Annotated in this window: 25 protein-coding genes; 16 read left to right on the forward strand and 9 right to left on the reverse strand. The window is 69.7% G+C overall.

Features of this window, described 5'->3' with window-relative positions; genetic code table 11:
• Positions 1-4 precede the first annotated feature (4 nt).
• The 3 genes from ACFWQC_RS00425 to ACFWQC_RS00435 form a co-directional block, all read right to left on the reverse strand.
• Positions 5-907, reverse strand: a complete 903-nt coding sequence (locus tag ACFWQC_RS00425) for an endonuclease/exonuclease/phosphatase family protein (RefSeq protein ID WP_378671645.1) — start codon at positions 905-907, stop codon at positions 5-7.
• A gap of 96 nt (positions 908-1,003) precedes the next feature.
• The gene (locus ACFWQC_RS00430; RefSeq protein WP_378671647.1) at positions 1,004-1,768 is read right to left on the reverse strand and encodes a hypothetical protein; all 765 of its coding nucleotides are present in this window, start codon (positions 1,766-1,768) and stop codon (positions 1,004-1,006) included.
• 199 nt (positions 1,769-1,967) lie between these two features.
• Positions 1,968-2,420, reverse strand: a complete 453-nt coding sequence (locus ACFWQC_RS00435; protein WP_378671649.1) for a carboxymuconolactone decarboxylase family protein — start codon at positions 2,418-2,420, stop codon at positions 1,968-1,970.
• 138 nt (positions 2,421-2,558) lie between these two features.
• Between ACFWQC_RS00435 and sigJ the strand changes: the two genes are divergently transcribed.
• Positions 2,559-3,440 carry an RNA polymerase sigma factor SigJ gene (sigJ, locus tag ACFWQC_RS00440; RefSeq protein ID WP_378671651.1) on the forward strand — a complete coding sequence of 294 codons (882 nt, stop codon included), beginning with the start codon at positions 2,559-2,561 and terminating at the stop codon, positions 3,438-3,440.
• A 12-nt stretch (positions 3,441-3,452) separates the two neighbouring features.
• On the opposite strand, the gene ACFWQC_RS00445 is transcribed toward sigJ, so the two are convergent.
• A complete protein-coding gene (locus ACFWQC_RS00445) occupies positions 3,453-4,136 on the reverse strand; it encodes a maleylpyruvate isomerase family mycothiol-dependent enzyme (protein WP_378671653.1) in 684 nt (227 codons plus the stop codon).
• A 149-nt stretch (positions 4,137-4,285) separates the two neighbouring features.
• Here ACFWQC_RS00445 and ACFWQC_RS00450 point away from each other — a divergent pair, with 149 nt between their 5' ends.
• A complete protein-coding gene (locus tag ACFWQC_RS00450) occupies positions 4,286-5,059 on the forward strand; it encodes an IclR family transcriptional regulator (RefSeq protein ID WP_355223666.1) in 774 nt (257 codons plus the stop codon).
• A 52-nt stretch (positions 5,060-5,111) separates the two neighbouring features.
• Entirely contained in the window at positions 5,112-5,945 is an 834-nt protein-coding gene (locus tag ACFWQC_RS00455; protein WP_378671655.1) for a hypothetical protein, read from the forward strand.
• A gap of 61 nt (positions 5,946-6,006) precedes the next feature.
• Here the strand turns inward: ACFWQC_RS00455 and ACFWQC_RS00460 are convergent, their stop codons facing one another.
• A complete protein-coding gene (locus tag ACFWQC_RS00460; protein ID WP_378671657.1) occupies positions 6,007-6,912 on the reverse strand; it encodes a hypothetical protein in 906 nt (301 codons plus the stop codon).
• A gap of 384 nt (positions 6,913-7,296) precedes the next feature.
• Between ACFWQC_RS00460 and ACFWQC_RS00465 the strand changes: the two genes are divergently transcribed.
• Positions 7,297-8,169, forward strand: a complete 873-nt coding sequence (locus tag ACFWQC_RS00465) for a S1 family peptidase (protein WP_378671658.1) — start codon at positions 7,297-7,299, stop codon at positions 8,167-8,169.
• Positions 8,170-8,364: 195 nt separating this feature from the next.
• Positions 8,365-9,237, forward strand: a complete 873-nt coding sequence (locus ACFWQC_RS00470; RefSeq protein WP_378671660.1) for a S1 family peptidase — start codon at positions 8,365-8,367, stop codon at positions 9,235-9,237.
• An 85-nt stretch (positions 9,238-9,322) separates the two neighbouring features.
• Here ACFWQC_RS00470 and ACFWQC_RS00475 read toward each other — a convergent pair whose 3' ends face one another.
• Positions 9,323-10,522, reverse strand: a complete 1,200-nt coding sequence (locus tag ACFWQC_RS00475) for a glycosyltransferase (protein WP_378671661.1) — start codon at positions 10,520-10,522, stop codon at positions 9,323-9,325.
• Between the two features lie 349 nt (positions 10,523-10,871).
• Here ACFWQC_RS00475 and ACFWQC_RS00480 point away from each other — a divergent pair, with 349 nt between their 5' ends.
• Entirely contained in the window at positions 10,872-11,702 is an 831-nt protein-coding gene (locus ACFWQC_RS00480) for a hypothetical protein (RefSeq protein ID WP_378671663.1), read from the forward strand.
• 9 nt (positions 11,703-11,711) lie between these two features.
• Here the strand turns inward: ACFWQC_RS00480 and ACFWQC_RS00485 are convergent, their stop codons facing one another.
• Entirely contained in the window at positions 11,712-12,620 is a 909-nt protein-coding gene (locus ACFWQC_RS00485) for a class I SAM-dependent methyltransferase (protein ID WP_378671664.1), read from the reverse strand.
• A 195-nt stretch (positions 12,621-12,815) separates the two neighbouring features.
• Between ACFWQC_RS00485 and ACFWQC_RS00490 the strand changes: the two genes are divergently transcribed.
• Entirely contained in the window at positions 12,816-13,547 is a 732-nt protein-coding gene (locus ACFWQC_RS00490) for an oxidoreductase (protein ID WP_378671666.1), read from the forward strand.
• A 297-nt stretch (positions 13,548-13,844) separates the two neighbouring features.
• Here the strand turns inward: ACFWQC_RS00490 and ACFWQC_RS00495 are convergent, their stop codons facing one another.
• Entirely contained in the window at positions 13,845-14,639 is a 795-nt protein-coding gene (locus ACFWQC_RS00495) for an HAD family hydrolase (RefSeq protein ID WP_378671667.1), read from the reverse strand.
• 124 nt (positions 14,640-14,763) lie between these two features.
• On the opposite strand from ACFWQC_RS00495, the gene ssd reads away from it, so the two are divergent.
• The 9 genes from ssd to ACFWQC_RS00540 all read left to right on the forward strand — a co-directional run bounded on the left by ssd (position 14,764) and on the right by ACFWQC_RS00540 (position 21,231).
• Positions 14,764-15,819 (forward strand): septum site-determining protein Ssd, encoded by a 1,056-nt coding sequence (ssd, locus tag ACFWQC_RS00500; RefSeq protein ID WP_378671669.1) that lies wholly within the window; start codon positions 14,764-14,766, stop codon positions 15,817-15,819.
• Positions 15,816-16,982, forward strand: a complete 1,167-nt coding sequence (locus ACFWQC_RS00505) for a TadA family conjugal transfer-associated ATPase (protein ID WP_378671671.1) — start codon at positions 15,816-15,818, stop codon at positions 16,980-16,982. Before ssd ends, ACFWQC_RS00505 begins: the two co-directional genes overlap by 4 nt.
• Positions 16,979-17,752 (forward strand): type II secretion system F family protein, encoded by a 774-nt coding sequence (locus tag ACFWQC_RS00510; protein WP_378671673.1) that lies wholly within the window; start codon positions 16,979-16,981, stop codon positions 17,750-17,752. The genes ACFWQC_RS00505 and ACFWQC_RS00510 overlap by 4 nt, the downstream gene beginning before the upstream one ends.
• Positions 17,749-18,465, forward strand: a complete 717-nt coding sequence (locus tag ACFWQC_RS00515; RefSeq protein WP_378671674.1) for a type II secretion system F family protein — start codon at positions 17,749-17,751, stop codon at positions 18,463-18,465. The genes ACFWQC_RS00510 and ACFWQC_RS00515 overlap by 4 nt, the downstream gene beginning before the upstream one ends.
• 260 nt (positions 18,466-18,725) lie before the next feature.
• On the forward strand, positions 18,726-18,902 hold the full coding sequence (locus ACFWQC_RS00520) for a DUF4244 domain-containing protein (RefSeq protein ID WP_355223688.1): 177 nt from the start codon (positions 18,726-18,728) through the stop codon (positions 18,900-18,902).
• A 3-nt stretch (positions 18,903-18,905) separates the two neighbouring features.
• Positions 18,906-19,313, forward strand: coding sequence for a TadE family type IV pilus minor pilin (locus ACFWQC_RS00525; protein ID WP_378671676.1), 408 nt, complete (start codon positions 18,906-18,908; stop codon positions 19,311-19,313).
• Entirely contained in the window at positions 19,310-19,681 is a 372-nt protein-coding gene (locus ACFWQC_RS00530) for an Rv3654c family TadE-like protein (RefSeq protein WP_378671677.1), read from the forward strand. Before ACFWQC_RS00525 ends, ACFWQC_RS00530 begins: the two co-directional genes overlap by 4 nt.
• A gap of 130 nt (positions 19,682-19,811) precedes the next feature.
• Positions 19,812-20,276 carry a DNA-binding protein gene (locus ACFWQC_RS00535; RefSeq protein WP_378671679.1) on the forward strand — a complete coding sequence of 155 codons (465 nt, stop codon included), beginning with the start codon at positions 19,812-19,814 and terminating at the stop codon, positions 20,274-20,276.
• Positions 20,269-21,231: a serine/threonine-protein kinase gene (locus tag ACFWQC_RS00540; RefSeq protein ID WP_378671681.1), complete on the forward strand. Its 963-nt coding sequence runs from the start codon at positions 20,269-20,271 to the stop codon at positions 21,229-21,231. Before ACFWQC_RS00535 ends, ACFWQC_RS00540 begins: the two co-directional genes overlap by 8 nt.
• On the opposite strand, the gene ACFWQC_RS00545 is transcribed toward ACFWQC_RS00540, so the two are convergent.
• A complete protein-coding gene (locus ACFWQC_RS00545; RefSeq protein WP_378671682.1) occupies positions 21,224-23,122 on the reverse strand; it encodes a VWA domain-containing protein in 1,899 nt (632 codons plus the stop codon). The genes ACFWQC_RS00540 and ACFWQC_RS00545 overlap by 8 nt on opposite strands.
• Positions 23,123-23,136 lie beyond the last annotated feature (14 nt).

Genomic DNA, 23,136 nt, shown 5'->3' on the forward strand with positions numbered 1-23,136 from the left:
GGGTTCAGGCGATGTCGGAGAGTCGCAGCCTGACCTGGTAGAACGCGCCGTGGTCGGTGGCCCGGCGGGCCGACGGGCCGGAGTAGACCTGGTAGCGGTCGGGCCGCAGCGACGGGCTGAGGAAGGCCTGGTCGATCGGCGCCCGGCGGGCGGTGGCGCACTCCTCGTGCGGTGCCAGCGGACTCACCAGACCGGTCCCCGGCGAGGTCAGGTCGCAGAGGATGTCGTTGCGCTGGTTGAAGTCACCGGCCACGACCATCGGCACCTCGGCGCGGGCGACCGCCTCCTTGACGATCCGGGCGTTCAGGTCTCGCCACTTCTTCTGTCTGGGGGCGGACGGGAGGGTCGCCGGGAAGTGCACGGGCAGGACCCCGACGCGCTGTCCCGAGGAACGCTCCTCCAGCACGACCACCGGCGCGCTGACCCGAGCGCCGTGGCGGTAGTACATGGTGACCGTGTCCTTGCTGACCAGCCGGAACACCGAGCGCCGGTAGAAGACCGCGTCGTCGGTGGCATCGGGCGTGGAGACGAGGCCGAACTCACGTCCGAACGACTCGAAGGCCTCCCGCTGCGGGGCCTCCACCTCGGCGAGCACGCCGAAGTCGATGGCCGTACGCCGCAGGTGACCCACCACGATCCGCATCCGCGGCACGCCGTCGAGCCGGCCGGCAGCAGCACCTCCGGGCGCGGTGTGGTGGTCGGCCCAGGCGTTGAGCCAGGCGAAGCGCTGGAAGCCGGGTTGAACCGGCCCGGCCTGGGCCACCTTGACGGTCGGCCCGGCGGACGCGGTCGTCGGGGCCAGGAGGCTCGAGGCGGCGGCGATGACGCCGCACAGGGCGACCGCGGGCACGACGGCCCGCCATCGGTGGTCGAGCTTGGCGAGACCGTCCGAGGCAGTGGGGGACACGCCTACCGACGGTATGAGTCCGCCGTGTGCGCCGAACCAAACGCTTTCGAATACTCGGAAACCTCGGGTGAACTCCGGCGTCTACAGGTCCATGCTCTACAGATCCATGAAGATCAGGGCGCCCGCGATGTCGGCGGTGCCGTAGTGGAGGTAGTCGTCGACGGTCGACTCCGGGACGCCCTTCTGTGCGGTCACGAAGCCGACGACGACCGCTTTGGAGGAGTCCTTGGCGACCCATTTCCCGATCACGTCGTCCGCGATGAGGCTGCCGGTGGGCAGGTCGAAGTCGGTCTCCTTGACCGACTCCGCGGCCGCAGTCGCCTCCGCCTCGCTGTCGAAGACGTAGATCACCCGGAGCATCCGCAGCTTGCCGCGCTCGGCGTCGTGGATCCCCATCGCGGCATAGCCGCAGCCCTTCTTCTCCAGGGCCGCCGACGCGATCGGCCCGCAGTCCGGATAGTCCTGGGAAGCCACGTACGTCGCGTCCATGCTCACGTCGCCGAGCTTGAACCTCCAGTCACCCTCGAACAGATCCGCGGCCAGTCCGCCCGGGGCAGGAGCGGTCGCCGACGTGCTCGGCGTGGCCGTCACCGTCAGCGGCCCGGGCTTGGCTGTCGGGTCCTCCTCGCCGCGGAGAACGACGAGAGCGGCCGTGATGATCACGCCGATCACGAGCACGACCGCGATCGCACCGAGCCCGATGACGATGGGCCACGGGTTGTGCGGCTTCTCCGGCGGTGGCCCTCCGGCGGCGAACGAACTCTCGTTCGTCGGCAAGGGGGCCGGTGACCCAGGCTGGAGGTTCGGCGCAGGAGGCATCGCGCCGTATCCGTCCGGCGGTGGTGGTGTCGGCGTAGTCATCGGACCCCCTGGCCGAGTAAAGATTCACGTAGGAGAAACGTTCCCACGCGGTTCCACGATTCTCTCGTACGCCCCCCAAACACCTGACTGTCTCGACAGCAGTCGGTAGCGGCCGAAAGGTAGTTCGGGACGTTTCTGCCCCTCTACCCGCAGGTAATGGGCAGAAACGTCCCGGACTATCTCGTTCTCACAGTCCTGATCACGGAGCGACCGGGTAGTGGCTGGAGATCGCGATGCGGTTCCAGGCGTTGATGGAGATCGCGACCCAGGTCAGGGCGGCGATCTGCTTGGCGTCGAGGACGCTCTCGACGTCCACCTTGGGGGCGGCGGCGGTGTGCAGGTCGCCGATGCGGGTGATCTGCTCGGCGATGGTGAGGGCGGCCTGCTCCTCGGGGGTGAAGTACTGCGACTCCCACCAGGCGGCGACGAGGGCGAGACGGTCGGCCGTCTCGCCGTTCTTGATGGCGTCCTGGGTGTGCATCCGCAGGCAGAAGGCGCAGCCGTTGATCTGGGAGGCGCGGAGCTTGACCAGGTCGACGGTGAGCCGGTCGAGGCCGGCGACGGTGATGGCCTCCTCGACCGCCTCCTCGACGGCCATCTGGGCGTTGTACGCGGCGGGGAACAGCTTGGTCACGTTGACGTTGGCGAGCATCGGGGTCCTTCGGGTCTGGCCCGCCACAGCGCGGGCACTCGTCAGGTTGACGAGGTGGCGGAGCCGAATGTGAGGTCGCCACCTCACAATCGCGATGTCTGGCTCGTCACACTGGGTGAACCCGGAGGAGATGCCACGATGCCTGACATGGACGACCTGGGCGAGGTGATGATCGAGCGCCGCCGCCTGATCGCGCTCGCCTACCGCCTGCTCGGCACGGTCGAGGAGGCCGAGGACGCGGTCCAGGAGACCTACCTGCGGTGGTATCGCCTCTCCGACGACGAACGGGCGGCGATCGACAACCCCTCCGGCTGGCTGAGCCGCGTGACCAGCCGGGTCTGCCTCGACGTACTCAAGTCGGCGCGCAGCCGCCGGGAGAGGTACGTCGGCCCCTGGCTGCCCGAGCCGGTCCGGCCGGGTTTCCTGGCAGCCCCCGAGGATCCGGCCGACCGAGCGACCCTCGACGACACGGTGAGCACCGCGCTGCTCGTCGTGCTCGACGCGATGACTCCGGCCGAGAGGGTCGCGTTCGTGCTCCATGACATCTTCGCCGTCCCGTTCGGCGACATCGCCGGGGTGGTCGGCCGCTCGCCGGCCGCGGTGCGGCAGCTCGCCGCCTCCGCACGCCGCCGGGTCGCCCAGCATCGCGACGACGTCGCCCCGCTGCCGGAGCACGACGACGTCGTACGCGCCTTCGTCTCGGCCACGGCCGGCGGTGACCTCGGCCGGCTGGTGACGCTGCTGGACCCGTCGATCACGCTCCGTTCCGACGGCGGTGGCCGGGTCAGCGCTGCCCTCAACCCGATCGCCGGGCCGGAGAAGGTGGCGCGGTTCCTGCTGGGCGTACTCACGAAGCGGCCGACCTGGGAGATCCGGACCGAGGCCACCGCCGACGGCCTCGGGTTCACGTTCATCGAGGACGGAGCTCACCGCGGCGTCGCCAACCTGCGGGTCGCCGGCGGCCGGGTCACCGACGTCTGGATCGTCCTGAACCCGGACAAGCTCGCCCGCTGGAGCTGATCCCAGGAAAGGTCAGAGCCACGACCCGAGCGTCGGTGCGTCCACGAGGTCGTGCGGTCGCCCGGCGAGCCAGGCAGCCACCTCGGGAAGCGGGCCCTCGACACCGATCAGGTCGTCGTCGGAGAGTCCCCGCTTCGTACGGATCTCGTCGGCGAGGGCGAGCAGGAAGTCGTCGGGCAGATCGGCGAAGGTGATTCCGACGCCGAGGTCTACGGCGTGGACGAAGACCTCACGGGCCCGCATCCACGGGACGTCGCTCGCCTTCCGGGTGACGAGCTGGGCGGTGATCACCTCGTGCTCCCACTGCTCGGGAGTCAGCCGGTCCATGGCCGCGTCGAGCTCCGCGGCGCCGCGGTGATACCACGAGCGGAGCTCCTCGGCCGGTCGCGTCGCTGCCTCCTCGATGTCGGCGTTGCGCTGCTCCGCGGAGGCGTACATCCGCTTCTCCACGCCCGTCTCGGCCCAGGAGATCAGGTTGCCGAGGGCATCGGCGTTGGCGGCGACGTGGCCGACCAGGTGCTTGCGGGTCCAGCCCGGCAGCCGCGAGTCGCCGTCGAAGCGATGTCCTGAGCTTGTCGAAGGGGCGGAGCTGTCCAGACCGTCGACCGCGCCGGTCAGCAGAGCCGTGCCCTCCGCCACCCAGCGACGGGCGTCGTCGAACGTACGTGTCGGAGTGGTGCCGATCAGGACGGACATCGCGTTCAGCCTTTCACGATCATGTCGGTGAGTCGGGGCGGGAGTGCCTCGAAGACGTGGTCATTGTCACAGCCCCCTCCTCAGCTCGGTCAATCTCCTGCGGAGGCGAGCGATAGATGCTTGGTTTGGTGTGATCAGGAAGAGGTGGGATGGACAAGCCGCTCAAGACCCGGCCCCCGTATGCGATCACCAGCGTCGACCACGCACTCAAGCTGGCGGCGATCCTCCAGCTCGAAGGCCGCCTGACCGTCTCGGAGGCAGCGGCTCGGCTCGACGTCGCCCGCTCCACCGCCCACCGGCTGCTGGCGATGCTGGTCTACCGCGACTTCGCTGTCCAGGACGAGGACAAGGTCTACCGAGCCGGACCGGTGCTGGAGCTGGCCGCCCACTCTCGCTCGACCGCATCCCGGCTCCGCCAGGTCGCGCTGCCGCATCTGCAGCGCCTGGTCGACCTGTTGGGCGAGTCCGCCAACGTCGCCGTACGCACCGGTGACACCTGCCGCTTCATCGCCTCGGTCGAGTCGCCGCAGTCGCTCAAGGTCGGCTCCCGCGAGGGCATGGTCTTCCCCGCGCACCGCACCACCGCCGGCCTCCTGCTCCTGGCCCAGATCTCCGACGACGAGGTCGCCTCGATCTACTCCCGGGAGAGGTACGCCGACCACCTGGCCGATCGCCCGGACATCGACGCGCTGCGTACCGAGCTCGAGCGCGTACGCCGCAACGGCTTCGCCTTCAACGACGGTCGCTCCGAGCGGGGCGTGGTCGCCGTCGGCGTCCCCGTCCGTGGCGCCGGTGGCGATGTCGTCGCCGGGATGTCGATCTCCATGCCCAGCGTCCGCTACGACAAGGAGTCCCTGCCGAGCGTCGTGGCCACCCTGATGTCCGGCGCAGCGGCTCTGGAGCGTGACCTGAGTCAGGGGTGATCTGCGTCAAGTTGGTGCCGGTAGCATCGGTTCGCGAGTTAACCTGGGCCTAATGAGCAACACCCCGCCCTCCAGCGATACCCGCGAATCGAAACCGGCCCGCATCGACTGGCTCGCGACCACCGCAGGTGCCCTTGCTGCCGTCACCTCCGCGGTGCTGCTCTCCACGCTCGGTGCCGTCGGAACCCTCGTCGGGGCGGCGCTCGGCAGCGTCGCGGCGACGGTCGGCACCAACCTCTACTCCCAGTGGCTCGCGAAGAGCCACGAGAAGGTGACCAGCGTCCAGGCCCTGGGCCGGTGGCGGTCGGCCGGGCTCGCCGGCGTACGGGCCAGCTCGGAGACTGCGACCGAGCGGACTTCGGGCTCCGTGGCGGAGGCGGCGGAGGCCGCGGAGGTGGGCGATGCGGCCGAGGGTGGCGACACGGAGCCGACGCCGTCGTGGCAGGAGCGCCTCAAGACGCTGCCCTGGAAGCGGATCGCCCTGCTCTCGTTGGCGATGTTCGTGGTCGTGGTCGTCGCGATCACGATCTTCGAGCTGGCGGCCGGGCGCAGCGTCAGCTCGATCGTGGGTGATGGGGACAGCAGCACGACGATCTCCCGGGTGACCGGCGGCGGTTCCGAGAAGCGGGATGAGAAGCGGGACGAGGATCCGTCGCCGGGCGCGACCGCGACTCCGGAGGAGTCCGCGGGTGCGAGCACTGAACCCTCGGAGCCGACCGAGCCGTCGGAGTCGGCCGCGACGGAGACGCCGAGCGCCGAGCCGTCGAGCTCGACCGGGTCGAGCGCCTCGCCGTCGGCGCAGCCGAACGAGGGTGGCGGCGTCTCGGCGGAGCCTTCGCCCACGGTAGGAGCCTCGCCCGGAGCAGGGGACCAGGCGACTCCCTGACGAGGTTCGGCGAGTAGACGCGACGCTCGCGACGGCCGCCCCTACTCGCCAACCTCCGGGCTCACATCCGGAAGAGGATCTCCGCGCCGAGGTCGGTGTTGCCGTAGGAGGTGTATTCCTTGCCCTGGGCCACGGTGATGCCATCGCTGGCCGTGACCATGGTGTAGACGACGTACTTGCCGTAGTCCTTCACCTTGAACCAGCCCTGGGTGTAGTCGGGCAGGGAGGCTTCCGTGGGCGGGATCACGTGCCGCGGCTCGATCTTCTTGGCGGCCTTCCCCGCGGCCTCGACGGTGCTGAAGTCGTAGATGAAGTGGGTCATCCGCAGGTTGCCCCGCTGAGCCTTGTAGGAGACCCGCGCGGCGTAGTCGCAGCCGAGGTTGCGGATCGCGGGCTTCAGGGTCGCCTTGCAGCCGGAGTAGTCCTTGCCGCTCAGGTAGCGGGCCTTCAGGGTGACGTCGCCGTAGGTGAACTCCCAGGGGCGGGGGACGTCGTCCTTGGAGAGGTGTTCGGGGCCGATGGTCGAACGCGAGCTGGTGGCGCCGTCGCTGGGGTCGGCCGGGGAGCTGGTCGCGGGCCAGTCGGGCTTGCCGCTGGACCCACCGCCTACGTCGGAGCTTCCGCCGCCCTGGCTCGGCGACTCGCTCGGTGTCTGGTCGGCCGAAGCCGTGTCGCTCGCGGTCGGTGCTCCGGCGGTCGTGGCCGCGTCGTCGCCGCGGGTGAAGAGGGCGTAGACGACCACCCCACACACGACCACGAGCCCGAGGGAGACGGCGATGGTCAGGACCTGCCGCAGCGGCCCGCCCTGGCCGGCGCGCTCCTTGCGGGCGTTGAACGCCGGTCGGTTGCCGCCGTCGTCGGAGAGTCCGATCAGGCGCTCGTTGTAGTCGAAAGGCGCAGGCTGCTTCTGCGGCTCCTCGTCAGGCGCGCCCGAACCGGGGGAGCCTGGGGGCGGCGGATACGGCATGGGGTTTGTCTACCATCTATCAACAGTCGCCACGCCGAAGGTTTGGAAGACGGACGAAATCCCGCCCGAATCCTCGCTCGAGCAGCGAGATGAACACGGATACCCACCGTACGCGGCCCAGGACCCGGGTACCTACAACTTGGCAATGCTTACCCAATCCTCTTCTGTGGGCGGGGCGCCGCAAACCCTGCGGAATCGCGTGTTGCTGCATTGCAGGAATTCGATGAACGAGTCTTTGCAATGCGAATTCTTGGGGAATCGATTGTGATGCGGGGCAAGGGAAAGAACACGAAACTCAGTTACCCGCCCCCGGTAAGCCGCGAAACCCGTGGATTCGGGTGCGGAAGCCCACAACACATGGGCCTTTCCCCCAGGAGGAGACGTATGAGGTTCCAACGCACCACCTTCCGTCCCCGCACGATCGCGGCGCTTGCCGCGGGTGTGGGTCTCGCGGCCTCCGCCGCCGTCGCCGTCCCGGCAGCCGCCGCGGATGCCGAGTTCAGCAAGGCCGAGGTCGCGTCGGTCAAGTCGGCCGTCGCCGAGTCCGCCCCGGTCGGCTCGTCGTGGTACACCGACCCGGCCACCAACAAGGTCGTCGTCACCGTCGACGAGACCGTCTCCGCGGCCGAGATCGCCGAGGTCAAGGAGGCTGCCGCCGAGAGGACGAGCCAGGGCGACGAGGCCGTGACCGTCAAGCACACCAAGGGCGAGTTCAGCCCGCTCATCGGCCCCGGCGACGCCATCTACGGCGGCGGCTCCCGCTGCTCGCTCGGCTTCAACGTCAAGGTCGGCGGCGCCGACTACTTCCTGACGGCGGGCCACTGCACCAACGCCGTCTCGACCTGGTACGCCAACTCGTCGAACACCACGCTGCTGGGCTACACCGCGGGCTCGAGCTTCCCGGGCAACGACTACGGCATCGTCGAGTACAACTCCTCCATCTCGAAGTCCGGTGGCTTCACCGCGGGCACCGCTCGGGTCGGCCAGAGCGTCACGCGTGACGGCTCGACCACCGGTGTCCACACCGGCACCGTGACGGCGGTCAACGCCAGCGTCCGCTACGCCGAGGGCACCGTCAGCGGCCTGATCCAGACCAACGTGTGCGCCGAGCCGGGTGACTCCGGCGGCGCGCTCTACTCCGGTTCGACCGCGCTGGGGCTGACCTCCGGCGGCAGCGGGAACTGCAGCACCGGTGGAACGACCTTCTTCCAGCCGGTGACCGAGGCGCTCAGCGTGTACGGCGCCACGATCTACTGATCAAGTGCTCTTGACCGAGCGTCACTGATCAAGCACAGGTACGCCGCGGGGTGAGGTGGTTTGGGCCACTTTGCCCTGCGGCGTACGAAATTTCGTCGAACTACGAAAGTTTTTTGCCAACGACTGGCCGATGAGGTGCTTACAACGACATACTCACTGTGGTCGTGTTCGGGCACAATCGCGGTGGAGGAACGTATGAGGTTCACCAGGTCACGTAACCGTCTGCTCGCAGCAGCGGTCGGACTAGGGCTGGCGGCTAGCGCCGCAGCCACGCCGGCGGTCGCTGCGCCCGCGGAGACGGGGGCCAGCGCCAAGGCGCTGGCGGCCGCTTACGCCGCAGTCGACTCCGCGGTCAACAGGTCCGCGCTGTCCGGTATCGCCTGGTACACCGACGAGGCCACCGGCAAGGTGGTCGTGACCGCGGACTCCACCGTCCCCGCGTCCGCGCTGAGCAGGTTGACCGAGACCGTCGGGGCCGACGCCGACGCGATCTCCATCAAGCGCGCCAAGGGCGAGTTCAAGCCGTTCCTCGGTGCCGGCGACGCGATCTACGGCTCCGGCTTCCGGTGCTCGGTCGGTTTCAACGTACGCAAGGGCGGCACCCACTACTTCCTCACCGCCGGCCACTGCGCCGAAGACGTCGGGACCTGGTACACGAACTCCGGTCGGACCACCCGGATCGGGCCGACCGTGAAGTCGAGCTTCCCGGGCAACGACTACGCGCTGGTGCGTTACGACAACACCTCGCTGACGCATCAGGGCGGCTACTCCGTCGGTGACGCCCGCGTCGGCCAGCGGGTCACCCGCGACGGCTCGTCGACCGGCGTGCACTCCGGCCGGGTCGAGGCGCTCGACGTCTCGGTCCGCTACCGCGGCTCCGGCACCGTCCGCGGCATGATCCAGACCGACATCTGTGCCGAGTCGGGCGACTCCGGGGGCCCGCTCTACGCCGGCTCGACCGCCCTCGGGATCACCTCGGGCGGCTCCGGTGACTGCGACTCGGGCGGCACCACCTTCTTCCAGCCCGTCCGCGAGGCCCTCAACGCCTACGACGTGAACATCTACTGACTCGCACGCTGGTCGAGCCCGCTGGTCGAGCCGCCGGAGACACCGGCTCGCTGGCGCTCGCCGGGCTCGACCAACGGTGGTGAACTCAGACCGCGACCGGGATCGGCGCCGCGGCGGCGGAGTCCTTGATCAGCCGGGCGTACGCATCGAAGAGCCGCTGCTCGGAGAGGCGCTGCCGGTTGCGGAAGATCCGCTCGAAGTGCTCCTCGCGCTGGGCGAAGGCGGCCTCCCAGGACTCGGCCATCTCGGCCGGGTCGAAGCTCGAGACCAGGCGGAGGTCGCCGACCATCGCCGGAGCGTCGCCGACCGGCGTGGTCACCGGGACCGCGCCGCAGGCCATCCCCTCGAGCAGGCACAGTGGGGCGGCCTCGCCGAATGCCGAGGTGAGCGTGATCAGGTCGGCGGCGTTGTAGAGCGGCGCCATCTGGCTCTGGATGCCGAGGGCGTGCAGGTTGGTCTCCAGCGCCGGCCACGCGCCGAGCTCCTCGGTGATGAGCTGGGCGAAGGCCGGGTTGTCCGCGGTCATCCCGGCGCCGCACATGACGAGGTGGGCGTCGGGGTGCTCCCGCACGAACCGGCGCGCCGCCCGGACGAAGAGCGGGATGTTCTTCATCTCGTCGAAGCGGGCCGCGATCATCACCACGGGTGCGTCGCCGTCCACGCCGAGCTCGGCCCGCTTGCCGGCCCGCAGGTCGGCGTCGGTGCGGAACTTGTGGAGGTCGACCCCGTTGGGGAAGACCGGCAGTCGCTCCAGCGGGATCCCGGTCGCCTCGTGGTAGGCCCGCTGGGTCGACTCCGCGCAGCACACGGCCGCGGTCAGCAGCCCGGCCCGGTCGAGGTCGATGAGCTCCTGCACCCCGGCCCCCTGGTGCTCCGGGTCGGAGCGGTGCAGGCAGGTGATCAGCGGCGTCCCCGACGTGCCGACCCTGCCCAGCACCGTGAGCGGCTGCTCCTTGAGGGAGAGCACCACGTCGGCCTTCGCCACCGACTGCGCCACGCGCTTGAGCTGGCTGGTGGTGATGGGGCCCGAAGGCGTACGTCTCAATGCCCGCACCGGCACGCCGGCCGAGGTCAGGCGGCGGTAGGAGTTGTCGGAGGAGATCCGCTGCGCGGTGAACTCGCGCTGCACGCGGTCGCTGAGGCTCAGCACGCTGTGCTGCTGAGGCGTGGTGGCGTCGAGCGCGCGGACGACTGCGGTGTGCAGGATCCGGGCGCCACCGGCGAAGAAACCTTCGTACAGGGAGAGAACGGAAGGGCCGTCCTCAAGGAACGTCACGGTGGACATGTCGACCTCACTTTTTCCGCAGGAGGCATCGCCCGAGCGGTGATGGTGGTGGGGCTACGGCAGAGATATGCGGCTTCGTCCGGACGCTAACGCGTCCGCGGGCGCATCCCAAGACATCATCGGCTCGGGGCGAAGGATTTCACTTGATCGTCATCTTCACGCGCGCATCGTAGGAGCGACGGAGGATTTATCGAAACCGGCGGGGATCCGGGTTCGATTTACGGTATCTGATGTGGCGTTCGTCACGCTATGCGTTCCTCGACATTGCTCGGTGAACGATTGGCGCGGGTCTCGGACGCGCTGCTGAATAGGGCCCCGAGGGTGGCCGGATCCCGCTACGTTCGGGGCTATGACGACCGAGGTGACGACGTACCGCTATGTCCGTTTCGCTCTGTGCTGTCTGCTCGCGGGGCTCGCGATCTCGGTGGGCGCCGAGACGATCACGAGCGGGGAGTGGCAGACCTCCATCTCGTCCTACTACTACACCCCGGCGGGCCCGGTCTTCACCGCGGTGCTGTGTGCGCTGGGCGTGTGCCTGGTGGTGCTGCGGGGCTATACCGACGCGGAGGACACCGCGCTCAACCTCGCCGGGCTCTCGGCGCCGATGGTCGGCTTCGTGCCGACCCCGGAGATCGGGCAGCAGATCGACAAGGCCGCCATCGTCAACAACGCCTGGAGCTACCTGGCGGTGATGGCGATCGGCTGGGTGGTCGTGCTGATCTTCGGGCTGCGCAAGCGCGCCGCCGCCGGGGCCTGGCCTTCGCGCTGGGGGCTGATCGGTCTGGTCTCGGTCGCGGGGGCATGGGTCGTCGGCGTCGGCTGGCTGCTGATCGACCAGGAGACCTTCGCGACCAAGGCGCACGGGCTCGCGGCGATCTTCACCTTCACGCCGTTCGCGCTGGCGGTCGTGCTCAACACCGACTGGGGCGTGCGGAGGATCGCGCGGGAGGCCGACAAGGCGCGTACGCGGCTGGACAAGACCTACTGGGCGCTGGTCGTGGCCATGGTGGTGCTGCTGGCGGCGGGCATCGTGCTGGGCCTGACCGGCTGGACGTACTGGCTGCTGGCGACCGAGGTCTCGCTGCTGGTCTGCTTCACGATCTTCTGGGTCATCCAGAGCTTCGACCTGATGGACCCGGAGCGCGACGCGCTCACGACGCGTCCGAGAACAGTGCTTTGATCGCGGGGCTCACTGGAAGTCGATGAGCAGGTCGTCGTCGCCGTTCTCGGGGTCGGTGATGACGCGGGGGAGGCGTACGGCGGTGTCGGTGCGCTTGGCCAGCGGCACCTTCGGCTCCGGCTCCTCGTCCGTCTCGACGACCACGACGGTGTGCTTGACCTGTGCGTGCGGGAGCACCTGCGCACGCCAGGCGCGGCAGTTGTAGGGCAGCTGCATGCCGTCCATGCCGCGGCCGTAGTCGTCGTAGAAGGCCAGCACCTCGCGCCGCTTCTGCTGCTGAGCCTCCGGCTCGAGGGTGGCGATGTTGGAGCGCGACTGGACCAGGTCCTGGATCGAGTGGCGGTCGACGACCTGCCAGTGCCGGAACGTCTGCGCCTCCACCGCGGAGAAGAACCCGGAGTCGTCGAGGATCGAGGTCGGGTCGAAGCCGCCCTCTTCTGTGAGTCCAGTCTGCTTGCCGATCAGCTTGCCGAGCTTGCGCACCCAGGGGATCCGCTCGTCGCGCTCGTTCTGGACCACGGCGAGTCGTCCGTCCGTACGCAGCACCCGCCCGATCTCCGCCAGCGCCTTGGCGTGGTCGAACCAGTGGAACGCCTGGCCGACGACGACCACGTCGTAGAGGCTGTCGCCGGTCGGGATCTGCTCGGCGGTGCCGCTGGTGGCGCGTACGTCCGGGAGCTTCCCGGAGAGGATGTCGAGCATCGCGTCGTCCGGGTCGGTCGCGAAGACGTCGTGGCCCAGGCCGACCAGCACCTCGGTGAGCTTGCCGGTCCCGGCCCCGAGCTCGAGGATCGAGCACGGCTCCGCGCCGACCAGCCACTTCACCGCATCCACCGGGTAGGACGGGCGCCCGCGGTCATAACTGTCCGCCACGCCTCCGAAGGAGCGTGCCGGATCGGGGTTGGCTGGGTCCGTCATCTCGGTCAGGGTAACGCGCGGGATGGCCATATCCGCCGATCTCCGCCTGCTGCGCGCCACGATACGGGCGCGCTGGCGGCGTTGACGCCGCTCAACAGACACCCGGTATGCCCTCGCGGCGTCGCCTTGCCATCACACCCGTCTCGTGACGCTCGCGACGTCGGCGATCGGCGGATAAGGCCATAAGGTTGACGCGTGAAGGACGATCCGCTTGCCCGGTTGGTGTCGCTCGAAGGTGTGGCCTCGGGCTTCGCCGCAGCTCGTGACGGTATCGACGTGATGCTGCGTGACCGGGGGCTGCGGCGTACGTCTCCGGAGACCACCGCCGAGTCGCTGCTGCGCGGTGCGCACGCCTCTGCCGTGCTGGAAGGCTCCTCGTCGTCCTTGGGCGAGGTTCGCGGCTCGGGCGGGGACGCGATCGCGCAGGACGCGGTACGGCTCTCGACCGAGCTGCTCTCGCTGGTGCCGGTGGTGAAGCACGCGCCGCTGCAGGCTTTCGCGCGGCTGCACGCGCTGGCGGCGGCGGCGTCGCTGGACCCTGAGGAGTTGGGCCGTCCGCGCTCGGCCGAGTCGGCCGAGCGGTTGCGGCGCCTCTCCGATCTGCTGCTCGCCCCGACGTCCGCGCCGGCGCTGGTCGTGGCGGCGTTCGTGCACGCTGATCTGGCGACCGCGGCTCCGTTCGCGTCCCACAACGGGCTGGTCGCGCGTGCCGCGGAGCGGCTCATCCTGGTCGCGCGTGGCGTGGACGAGAAGTCGCTGGTCGTGCCCGAGGCCGGCCATCTGGCGCTGCGGGCCGCCTACGAGTCGAACCTGCGTGGCTTCCGGGAGGGTGGCCTGGCGGGCGCGCACTCATGGCTGCTCTACGCGGCCGAGGCTTTCGCAGCCGGGGCCGAGGCCTCGCCGCTGCGCTTGGACGCGGCCCCATAGAGGTGGCCCAGTAGAGGGCAAAAGCAGGTGGCACCCGGTGGGTTGTGAGCACCGGGTGCCACCGCTGACACGAGCGTTTCTGGTTACCAAGCGTGCAAGGTCTGGTCACTGCGTCGGGATTTCTCCCCGGCTACAGCACCCCATCAGATGGGTGGATCGCCGCGTGGGTGCCTCTCACTCGTGTACGTCTTGTTACACCTCTGTTTCTACGCCGATCGGCGGCCAGATACAAGGCTGGAAATTCTGCAGGATGAGGAGGATGATGCCGCGTCTGCACGATCCCTGTTCTCGAGCAGGTCAGGCGCCGAGGCGACGACGCTTCGTGCCCGCCCAGATGACGCCGCCGGCGATCGCCACAGCGCCCCCGACGGCCAGCGCGGCCAGGGTCGGCGTGGACGGGGTGAGCACGCGGCTGCGCAGCGCGACCGGCTTGTTGAAGACCAGGATGTCCCAGCCGCGTTCCTTGGCGGCCCTGCGGAGGTCCTTGTCGGGATTGACCGCGAACGCGTGGCCGACCTCCTCCAGCATGGGGAGGTCGGTGACGGAGTCGGAGTAGGCGTACGACTGCTCGAGGTCGTAGCCGAAGCGCTCGGCAAGCTGCTGGACCGCGCGGGCCTTCTCCTCGCGGTAGGCGTAGAGCGCGATCTCGCCGGTGTAGCGGCCGTCCTCGATCTCCATCTGGGTCGCGACGACGTGGTCGGCGCCGAGCATCGTGCCGATCGGCTCGACCAGCTCGGTGCCGGAGGCGGAGACGATGATGACGTCGTGACCCTGGGCGTGGTGCTGCTCGATGAGCTGCACCGCCTCCTCGTAGACGAGCGGGTCGACCACGTTGTGGAGGGTGTCGGCGACGATCTCCTTGACGGTCGCCACGTCCCAGCCGGTGACCATCTCGGAGAGCGCCTTGCGCATCTTCTCCATCTGGTCGTGGTCGGCACCGCCGACGACGTAGACGAACTGCGTGTAGGCCGAGCGGATCATGGCCGCGCGGGTGATCAGGCCGCCGGCCTGGAAATGCTTGGAGAACGCAAGCGTGCTCGACCTCGCGATGATCGTCTTGTCGAGGTCGAAGAACGCAGCGATGCGTGTCATGGGCACATCGTAGACGGCCGTTGGGCGGGCCGATCACCATCCACAGGGCGGGTCCGGGACGGGGTTATCCACAGGTCCTGGATTTGCGAGTGGAATTGTCGGTGTCCCGGCGGATCCTGCTGTCATGACCTCGGAACCTCTCGTCATCACCTCGGACTCGCTGCTGGCCGCTGAGGCGGCTCGTCTGGCGGCCGCCTCGGGCGTCACCGTCGAGGAGTGCGCCGACGCCGTCGGTGCCTTGCGCCGATGGCAACGACCACCACTGATCCTCGTCGGCGCAGACCTCTTGGCGGAGGTGGCATCGCTGCGCCCACCTCGCCGGGATGGGGTCTATGTCGTGGGTTGGGGGTCGACCGGGGAGCCGCTGCTGCGGGCCGCGCTGGAGATCGGCGCGGAGACGTTGTTGGAGCTGCCCTCGGGCGAGGCCGCTGTCGCCGGGCTGCTCGCCGACATCGGCGACGGCGAAGGTGGTGCCGGCCTGGTCGTCGGCGTGATGGCCGGATCGGGTGGCGCCGGTGCGACGACGTACGCCGCGGCGCTGGCCAGTCTGGGGGCCGACCGCGGGTCGACGCTGCTGATCGACGCCGACCGGCTCGGCCCCGGAGCCGGGCGGGTGCTCGGCCTCGACGAGATCCCCGGCGTGACCTGGGGCGATCTCGGGCAGACCGCCGGGCGGCTGGGCGCCCGGGCGTTGCGTGAGGCGGTGCCGCACGTCGGGTCACTGGGCCTGCTGGGGTGGCCGGGCGGCGACGTTGTGCCACCGCGGCCGGAGGTGGTGCGCGAGGTGCTCGCCGCGGCGCGCCGCGGCCATGACCTGGTCGTGGTCGATCTGCCACGCGAGCCGGATGCCGGGACCGAGGCGCTGCTGACCGGGTGCGACATCGTCCTCGTCGTCGTTCGGGCGAACGTCACCGGCACGGCGTCCGCCGCCCGGCTGATCGCCCGTCTTCCCGAGCGGGATCGGGTGCGGGTCGTCGTCCGTGGCCGCGCTGCCGAACCGGAGGCCGTCGGGCGTGCGCTCGGGCTCCCGGTGATCGCGTCGATGTCCGACCAGCGCGGACTCTCGGAGGCCATCGATCTGGGTCTGGGGCCGATCCGCTCGAAGCGGGCGCCGCTGGCCCGCGCCGCGGCCGAGGTGCTGACGCGCTGCCGGGTCCGCGCGGGGGTGATGGTCGCATGATCGGCGCTGTCGACATCGCGCCCCAGGTCGTCGACCTCGTCCGCGACCACCTGGCGCGTACGTCGGGAGAGCTCACCCCGCACCGGGTCCAGGAAGCTCTCCGTGCGGAGGGACGCATCGTCGGTGATGCGACCGTGCTGGCCGTCTTCGAGATGCTGCGCCGCGACGTGGTCGGCGCGGGGCCGTTGGAGCCGTTGCTGCGGTTGCCGGGGGTGACCGACGTCCTCGTCAACGGGCCCGACCAGGTCTTCATCGACCGCGGATCCGGTCTGGAGCCCGCTCCGGTCGCGTTTCCTGACGACGACGCGGTTCGGCGGCTGGCGCAGCGGTTGGCCGCCGGGGCCGGCCGCCGCCTGGACGATGCCTCGCCCTACGTCGACCTGAGGTTGGGCGACGGCAGCCGGTTCCATGCGGTGCTGGCGCCGCTGGCTCGACCAGGCACGGTGATCTCGCTGCGGGTGCCGTCGGCGCGGGCGTTCACGCTCGCCGAGCTGGAGGTCTCGGGGATGGTCGTTCCCCGCGTGGCCGACCTGCTGCGCCGGCTGGTGCTGGCACGGTCGGCGTTTCTCGTCTCCGGAGGAACCGGCACCGGGAAGACCACCTTGCTGGCGTCGCTGTTGTCCTTGGTACCGCAGGAGGAGCGGCTGGTGCTGGTGGAGGACGCCTCCGAGCTGCGTCCGGACCACCCGCATGTGGTCGGCCTCGAGGCGCGCCCGGCCAACATCGAGGCCGCCGGCGCCGTCGAGCTCCATACGCTGGTCCGCCAGGCCCTCAGGATGCGGCCGGACCGGCTGGTCGTGGGGGAGGTGCGTGGCGCTGAGGTCGTCGATCTCCTCGCCGCGTTGAACACCGGCCACGAGGGCGGCTGCGGCACGCTGCACGCCAACTCCGCTGCCGATGTGCCGGCGCGGGTGGAGGCGCTGGCGCTCGCCGCCGGTCTCGGCAGGGAGGCGGCGCACAGCCAGTTCGCCTCCGGTGTCGACGTGGTCGTGCACCTGCGGCGACGGGACGGCCGCCGGGTGCTGACCGAGATCGCGGTCCCGTGTCGCGGAGCCGATGGGCTGGTCCGGATGGAGACCGCCTTCTCGGTGGCCGCCGGTGACGTCGTGGTCGCCGGACCGGCCGCGGACCGGCTCGAAGCGCTGCTCGGAGCCGAGCGGTGAGCGGGCTGAGCCTCGGGGTGGTCGCCGGCCTGGTCGGTGCCGCCGCTGCGCTGATGCTCCGCCCACGAGCAGCCGTCGGACCACGGTCGCCTGAGTGGCGGGTGCCGCGGTGGTCGTTCCTCCTGGTCGCCCTGATCCCCATCGTCTTCCCGGGCAAGGCGGTCGTCGCGGCTGTCTTGCTCGGGATCGCCACCTTTGGCGGTGTCGCCCTGTGGCGGCGCCGCTGCGAGCGGATCGAGGCTGGGCGTACGGCCAACCGTGTCGTCGAGGCCTGCGAGCAGATGGCCGCCGAGCTCGCCGCCGGGCACCCGCCTGGTCCCGCGCTGACGCAGCTCGCCACGGAGTGGCCGGTGATCGAGCCGGTCGCGGAGGCGCAGCGGATGGGTTCCGACGTCCCCGCCGCGTGGCGGCAGGTCGCCGAGGTGCCTGGGGCGGGATCGCTCCGTGTGGTCGCCGCGGCCTGGCAGATCGCTCACCAGACCGGGAGCGGTCTCGCGGACGCACTCGACCGGGTGGCGCTGGACCTGCGGGCCGCAGCCGCCACCCAGCGGGTCGTCGACGGCGAGCTCGGCTCGGCGCGCTCCACCGCCCGCCTGATCGCAGGGCTGCCGGTGGCTGCCCTGGCGATGGGCAGCGGCGTCGGCGGCGACCCGCTCGCGTTCCTCTTCGGATCGCCGGTGGGTCTGGCCTGTCTCGGTCTCGGCCTGCTGCTCGGCTGGTTGGGGCTGTGGTGGATCGAGGGCATCGCGCGTGGGGTGGAGGCGAGATGAGCATCTGGTTCGCGGCTGTCTCGCTCGGGCTGGCAGCAGCGTTGCTGCCCGCGCCGGCCTCACCACTTCCCGGCAGGATCGCGGCCGTTGCGGACCGGGATGACCCCGGCGGCTGGATGATGCGCTGGCGGCCGGTGCTGGCGCTGCTCGCCGCCGGCGCCGTCTACTCCTTCGTCGGCGGCTCGGCGGGTGCCGTACTCGCCGCTCCGGCGGGTGTCGTCTGCTGGCTGGTCATCGGCCGGGTCGAGCCCGCCGAGCTCCGGCGCGAGCGGGAGGCCGCGAAGGCCGAGCTGCCTGCCTTGGTCCGCCTGCTCTCCGCCGCGCTCTCCTCCGGCGCGGCGCCCGCCGAGGCGCTCGTGGCCGTCGCCGCAGCGCTGCCCGGGCCGGCAGCCGCCCGACTCCTGCCGGCGGCGTCGCGGCTTCGTCTGGGAGCCGATCCGGAGAAGACCTGGCGCACCCTGGTGGACGATCCCGCGTTGGCGCCGCTGGGCCGAGCACTGGCCCGAGCTCAGGCGACCGGTGCCCCGGTGGCCACGACGGTCAAGCGCCTTGCCGACGATCTGACCAGAAACGCCCGCGCCGACGTCGAGGACCGCGCCCGTGCGGTGGGCGTCAAGGCCGCCGTACCGCTCGGCATCTGTCTCCTCCCCGCCTTCCTGCTGCTGGGCGTCGTCCCGGTCGTCGGCGGCCTCCTCTCCAACCTCGGCATCTGACCCCCTGCCGAGACGTCACCCGCGTCGGCCGAGACGTCACCCGCGTCGGCCGAGTGGGCAGTCGACTGCCCACTCGGCCGACGTACGTGACGTCTCGGCGGTGTTGTTTTCCCTGGTCATCGGGCCGTTTGTCATCCACAGGGCGGGTTCGGGATCGGGTTGTCCACAGCCGGCGACATAGCGGTCGCGGATGTCGGTGGAGCGGGTCATTGTCGTCATGAGCGGCCGTACCGACGGCCATCGACCAGAGAGGACCAACCATGGCCAAGGCACATCTTCGGAAGGACGAGAAGGGGATCACGACGGCCGAATACGCCGTCGGGACGGCGGCAGGTGCCGGGCTCGCCGGCCTGCTCTACAAGCTGCTCACCGGTGGCCTCGGCAATGACCTGCTCAACAGGCTGTTCCAGCACGTGCTCAGCCTGCTGGGGATCTGAGCCGTGGTCCGCGGGCAGTGGGTCGAGCGGGACGAGCGAGGCGCCGCCACCGCGGAGCTGGTGATGGTGATCCCGCTCCTGGTGGCCGTGACCATCGGGCTGGTGTGGTTGCTGTCAGTGGGAGCGGCGCAGATCCAGGTGGTCGACGCAGCCCGGGAGACCGCCCGGGCCGTCGCCCGAGGGGACGACAGCGGCTCCGCCGCCGCCCGCGGACGTCGGGTCGGGCCTGCGGGCACACAGGTGAGTGTCAGCGCCGGCACCGAGGAGGTCGTCGCCTCGGCCCGAGCCCGGGTGACCGGGCCCGGTGGGATCTTCAGCTGGATGCCGGGCGTGACCGTTCGCGGCGAGGCGGTCGCTGCGACCGAGGCGACCCTTCGACAGGCTCAGGACACCGCGCAGGGGGAGCAGTGAGCACGTTGCGGGCGGGCGAGGACGAACGCGGGTCGGCAGCCCCGTTCGCGGTCGGTGCTATCGGCCTGTTGCTTTTCCTAGGCGCGGCGTTGGGTGTGGTGGGCGCGGTCTTCGTCGCCCACCGCACCGCGCAGTCAGCGGCCGACCTGGCCGCGTTGGCGGGAGCCGACGCGCTCCAGGTCGCCGGCGACGCGTGCGCGGCAGCGGCGAGGATCACCGACCGCAACGGGGCCACACTGGAGTCCTGCGAACTCGCAGGAGAGGACGTCACCGTCACGGTGCGGGTCGAGGGCCCGCGCTGGCTCGGTCAGCCCGGAGATCCGGTGGCCGAGGCGAGGGCCGGTCCGACCGAGCCTCGGCCGGATTAGAGCAGGTCTGACAAATCCACGCCCGCTACGCCGTGTCTTTACCAGACATGCCGTAGAGGCCGCAGAGGCCGCGTCCAGGCGGGGTCGGTCCGGGTCAGGCTACGAGGCTCATCTCGATAGTGTGACCGCCATGACCGCAAGTAGCGCGGATGACAACCGACGGGCACAGGCCCACCTCTATGGCGAGCCGCTCGGTGACTTGATCAAGCGGTGTTCCTCGGTGTTGTCGTTGACGCAGGTCAGGGTCGCCGATCTGTTGGGCATCTCAGCGCCGATGCTGTCTCAGCTCATGAATGCGCGGAGGGTCAAGATCGGTAATCCTGCGGCGGTCAAACGCCTGCAGCTGATGTACGCCGCTGCGTGCCGCGTCGCCGCTGGTGAGCAGTCGCTCGACGATGCCGTACGACAACTCGAGGCCGCGCGCACCTCGGAGGCGGTCGTCACGCATCACACCGAAGCCGACCCTGCGGCCGTACGTGCGGTGTTCCGCGCTGCCGCGTCATCCCAAGAGTTCGAAGCGGCAGCCGAACAGCTGCGAGCGAGTCATCCGGCGATTGCCAAGCTCCTGCAGACCTTCGGCGTCAACGATGGGTGAGGTCTTCGCGGGCCGCTACGAGCTTCTCGACCCTATCGGCGAAGGCGGCATGGGGACGGTCTGGCTCGCCTGGGACCAGCGTGAGGGCGTTCATCGTGCTGCCAAGATGCTGCGCCACAGCGACGCAGCGTCGTTGATCCGCTTTGTCCGTGAGCAGTCGTTCCGGATCGACAGTGAGCATTGTGTGTCACCGCTGGGCTGGTCGGCCGAGGACGATCGGGTCCTGTTCACGATGGACCTCGTACGCGGTGGATCGGTGCACAGCCTGCTGAAGGACTACGGCCCCTTGCCCGGGCAATGGGCCGCATGCCTGCTCGATCAGCTGCTCGTCGCGCTCGACGCGGTGCACAGTGCCGGGATCGTTCATCGCGACGTGAAGCCCGGCAACCTGCTGTTGGAGCCGACCGGGCTGGGGCGCCCGCATCTGCGTCTCTCGGACTTTGGCATTGCGATCGCCGCTGAGGAGCCGCGGTTGACCGAGGCCTATCAGCTGCTGGGAACGCCTGGCTATCGCGCCCCCGAGCAGGGCGTGATGAGTGATCCGAGTCCAGCGCAGGATCTGTGGGCGGCTGGCGTCGTACTCATGGAGATGCTGACGGCTACCCGACCGCCGGCAGAAAGCGGAAGCCTGGCGGCGGTCGCTCCTGACGGCGTCGACCAGCGGCTGTGGAAGGTGGCGCGCTCTCTGACGAGCAGAGACCCGGCCCTCCGGCCGGCCTCTGCCCTGGATGCCCGTCGCCTGCTTGCGCAGACCGGCCAGGTTCCACCCGAGGGCGTTGCGCCCAACGACGAGGGCAGGCAGGTCGAGGTGCTGGAGCATCTCGACCTGCCTACTCAACCTCCAGCTCAATCTCCTCCTCGAACCCCGTGGTCCCGATCAGCGGTGCTCGGCATGCTGGCGACCATCGTGGGGTTGGGATTGCTGTCGACGGGCGTCTGGATTCTCTTCAGCTGATCTGACGGCGCTTGCGCGTTGCCAGAACGATGGCGATGATCCCGCCGACCAGCACGAGCGCGCCGACGCCGGTGAGTGTCGCACCGACGACGGGGAAGTCGTCATCGGTTGCCGAGCCCGACTTGGCGGGCTCTTGCGGTTCGGCCGCGACGTCCTGGTCGCCGTCCGGCGCGACCGCGTCGCCGCCTTCGGCGTACTCGGGCACACCGTCGCCTGCCTGACCGAGGACCTTGACCGTCAGGTCGTACTCGACGACGGCATCTGGGTTGTCGATGTTGTAGCCGACGTCGATGTAGCGATAGCCGGCCAGAGAAGAGGCGACCATGTCTTGGTCGACGACCGAGCGGTTGAGGTAGCTCACCGGGTGGCTGGCCGCGCCCTTTCGCCAATGCCAGCTGTCGACGTTCGGCATGTTGGCGAGCGGAAGGTCGGACCAGTCGTCAGGCATGTGGACGCCGAAGTTGTAGGTCTCGTCGCCGCGGGTCGGGCTGATGATGTTGGGCTCGAACCCGCCGTTGACGCTGTGGCTGTTGATGGTCTTCTCCGACAGATCGGCGTCGATCTGCACCTGAAGGCGCTCGCCCCAGTTCAGAGGGATCGCGAAGACCTGACGCTCGCCGGAGCGGATGTCGAGCGTGTAGCTGCCGGGCTCGATCTCGGGGGCGCTCGCGATGCTGGTCCCGGGGACGACCTCGCCGGCCGGCGTGCCGGGAGTCATCGGTTCCCACTCGATGGCCTTGTCGGCAGGCGGAAGGCTCTGCTCCGTGCCTTCGGCCAGCGGAGGCTCCTCGAAGACCACGATCTCGACGGGGCTGTCCTCGAGGTCGTTGTTGATCGACTGCTTGATGCCCAGCACCAGGAAGTCGGCCGTGGCGCAGCTGTCGTCCGGGATGGACGACCAGCTGTTGAGGCTTGCGTTCAACAGCCTGACGCCACCGGAGATCCCATCGAACGAGGTGGCGCGGTCACACTCGGTTACGCCGTTGGGGTCGTCGCTCAGCGTCATCAAGAGGCCGGTGCCGCCGCCTTCGACTGTCGTACGGGCGGTGGTGCCGACATGGAGGGTGGAACCAGGGACCGTGCGCGGGATCTTGTAGAAGGTGACGCCGTCCTTCGCCGGCAGCCGGTCGAGGTACTGGCCCACGCCGATCTCGGGCGCGTCCAGTGGGTTCGCCGATCCGGTCACTGGAGTCCCGGAGAAGTCGAAGGGGCGGAAGGCCCGGGTGGAGGTGACAGTGAGCCGTTCGGTGAGCGATTCGGCGTCGTCGGCATCGAAGTAGCTGCCGTGTCCCGCGTCGGCGATGCAGCGGAGCTTCTTGCGGGTCTTGGCGTCGACCGAGAGCCCGACGACATCGATCTTGAGGTCGATGCCGTCCTGGGAGAGCTTCTTGGCGACCTTGCAGGGGTCGGGGGAGCAGGTGGGCTCGCCGTCGGAGACCAGGACGATGGTGCGTTTGCCTTCGCTGCCGAGGTCTTTGCCTGCCTGCTGGAGGGCATATCCGATCGGGGTTTCACCGAGGGGCTTGTACGCCGTGACCGCGTCGCGGAGCTGGTCGCGGTTGTCGGTTCCGGGGGCAACGACCTCCTGGGAGTCGGTGCAGGCTTTGGGCCCGGTGCTGACCTTGGCGCCATAGACCCGCAGGCCCACCTGGGCTTGGTCCGGCAGGGTGTCGATGACCTGGCCGAGAGCCTTGCGGGCGGCTTGGATCTTGGTGCCCTCGGCTGCGGGTTCCTTCATCGAACCGGACGCGTCCAGGACCAGCTGGAGTCGCTGGTTCTCGGTGTTGCCGGTGCCGCCGGCTTCATCGGCAACAGCGGGGCTGGTGGTCAGGGCAAGGGCGATGATGGTGAACGCGAGGGCTAGTCGGGGCTTGCGACGTGTGGGGGTCACGTATTCTCCTTGTA

This window comes from Nocardioides sp. NPDC058538 (genome assembly GCF_042719275.1).
In the GTDB taxonomy this organism is placed as follows: Bacteria; Actinomycetota; Actinomycetes; order Propionibacteriales; family Nocardioidaceae; genus Nocardioides.

Excerpts from the sequence above, each read along its gene's own strand:
- ACFWQC_RS00435 (WP_378671649.1), bottom strand. The coding sequence starts at position 2,420 with ATGCTCGCCAACGTCAACGTGACCAAGCTGTTCCCCGCCGCGTACAAC.
- sigJ (WP_378671651.1), top strand. The coding sequence starts at position 2,559 with ATGCCTGACATGGACGACCTGGGCGAGGTGATGATCGAGCGCCGCCGC.
- ACFWQC_RS00540 (WP_378671681.1), top strand. The coding sequence starts at position 20,269 with ATGGGTGAGGTCTTCGCGGGCCGCTACGAGCTTCTCGACCCTATCGGC.
- ACFWQC_RS00505 (WP_378671671.1), top strand. The coding sequence starts at position 15,816 with ATGATCGGCGCTGTCGACATCGCGCCCCAGGTCGTCGACCTCGTCCGC.
- ACFWQC_RS00465 (WP_378671658.1), top strand. The coding sequence starts at position 7,297 with ATGAGGTTCCAACGCACCACCTTCCGTCCCCGCACGATCGCGGCGCTT.
- ACFWQC_RS00470 (WP_378671660.1), top strand. The coding sequence starts at position 8,365 with ATGAGGTTCACCAGGTCACGTAACCGTCTGCTCGCAGCAGCGGTCGGA.
- ACFWQC_RS00455 (WP_378671655.1), top strand. The coding sequence starts at position 5,112 with ATGAGCAACACCCCGCCCTCCAGCGATACCCGCGAATCGAAACCGGCC.
- ACFWQC_RS00535 (WP_378671679.1), top strand. The coding sequence starts at position 19,812 with ATGACCGCAAGTAGCGCGGATGACAACCGACGGGCACAGGCCCACCTC.
- ACFWQC_RS00450 (WP_355223666.1), top strand. The coding sequence starts at position 4,286 with ATGGACAAGCCGCTCAAGACCCGGCCCCCGTATGCGATCACCAGCGTC.
- ACFWQC_RS00460 (WP_378671657.1), bottom strand. The coding sequence starts at position 6,912 with ATGCCGTATCCGCCGCCCCCAGGCTCCCCCGGTTCGGGCGCGCCTGAC.
- ACFWQC_RS00485 (WP_378671664.1), bottom strand. The coding sequence starts at position 12,620 with ATGACGGACCCAGCCAACCCCGATCCGGCACGCTCCTTCGGAGGCGTG.
- ACFWQC_RS00430 (WP_378671647.1), bottom strand. The coding sequence starts at position 1,768 with ATGACTACGCCGACACCACCACCGCCGGACGGATACGGCGCGATGCCT.
- ssd (WP_378671669.1), top strand. The coding sequence starts at position 14,764 with ATGACCTCGGAACCTCTCGTCATCACCTCGGACTCGCTGCTGGCCGCT.
- ACFWQC_RS00515 (WP_378671674.1), top strand. The coding sequence starts at position 17,749 with ATGAGCATCTGGTTCGCGGCTGTCTCGCTCGGGCTGGCAGCAGCGTTG.
- ACFWQC_RS00445 (WP_378671653.1), bottom strand. The coding sequence starts at position 4,136 with ATGTCCGTCCTGATCGGCACCACTCCGACACGTACGTTCGACGACGCC.
- ACFWQC_RS00495 (WP_378671667.1), bottom strand. The coding sequence starts at position 14,639 with ATGACACGCATCGCTGCGTTCTTCGACCTCGACAAGACGATCATCGCG.
- ACFWQC_RS00520 (WP_355223688.1), top strand. The coding sequence starts at position 18,726 with ATGGCCAAGGCACATCTTCGGAAGGACGAGAAGGGGATCACGACGGCC.
- ACFWQC_RS00480 (WP_378671663.1), top strand. The coding sequence starts at position 10,872 with ATGACGACCGAGGTGACGACGTACCGCTATGTCCGTTTCGCTCTGTGC.
- ACFWQC_RS00475 (WP_378671661.1), bottom strand. The coding sequence starts at position 10,522 with ATGTCCACCGTGACGTTCCTTGAGGACGGCCCTTCCGTTCTCTCCCTG.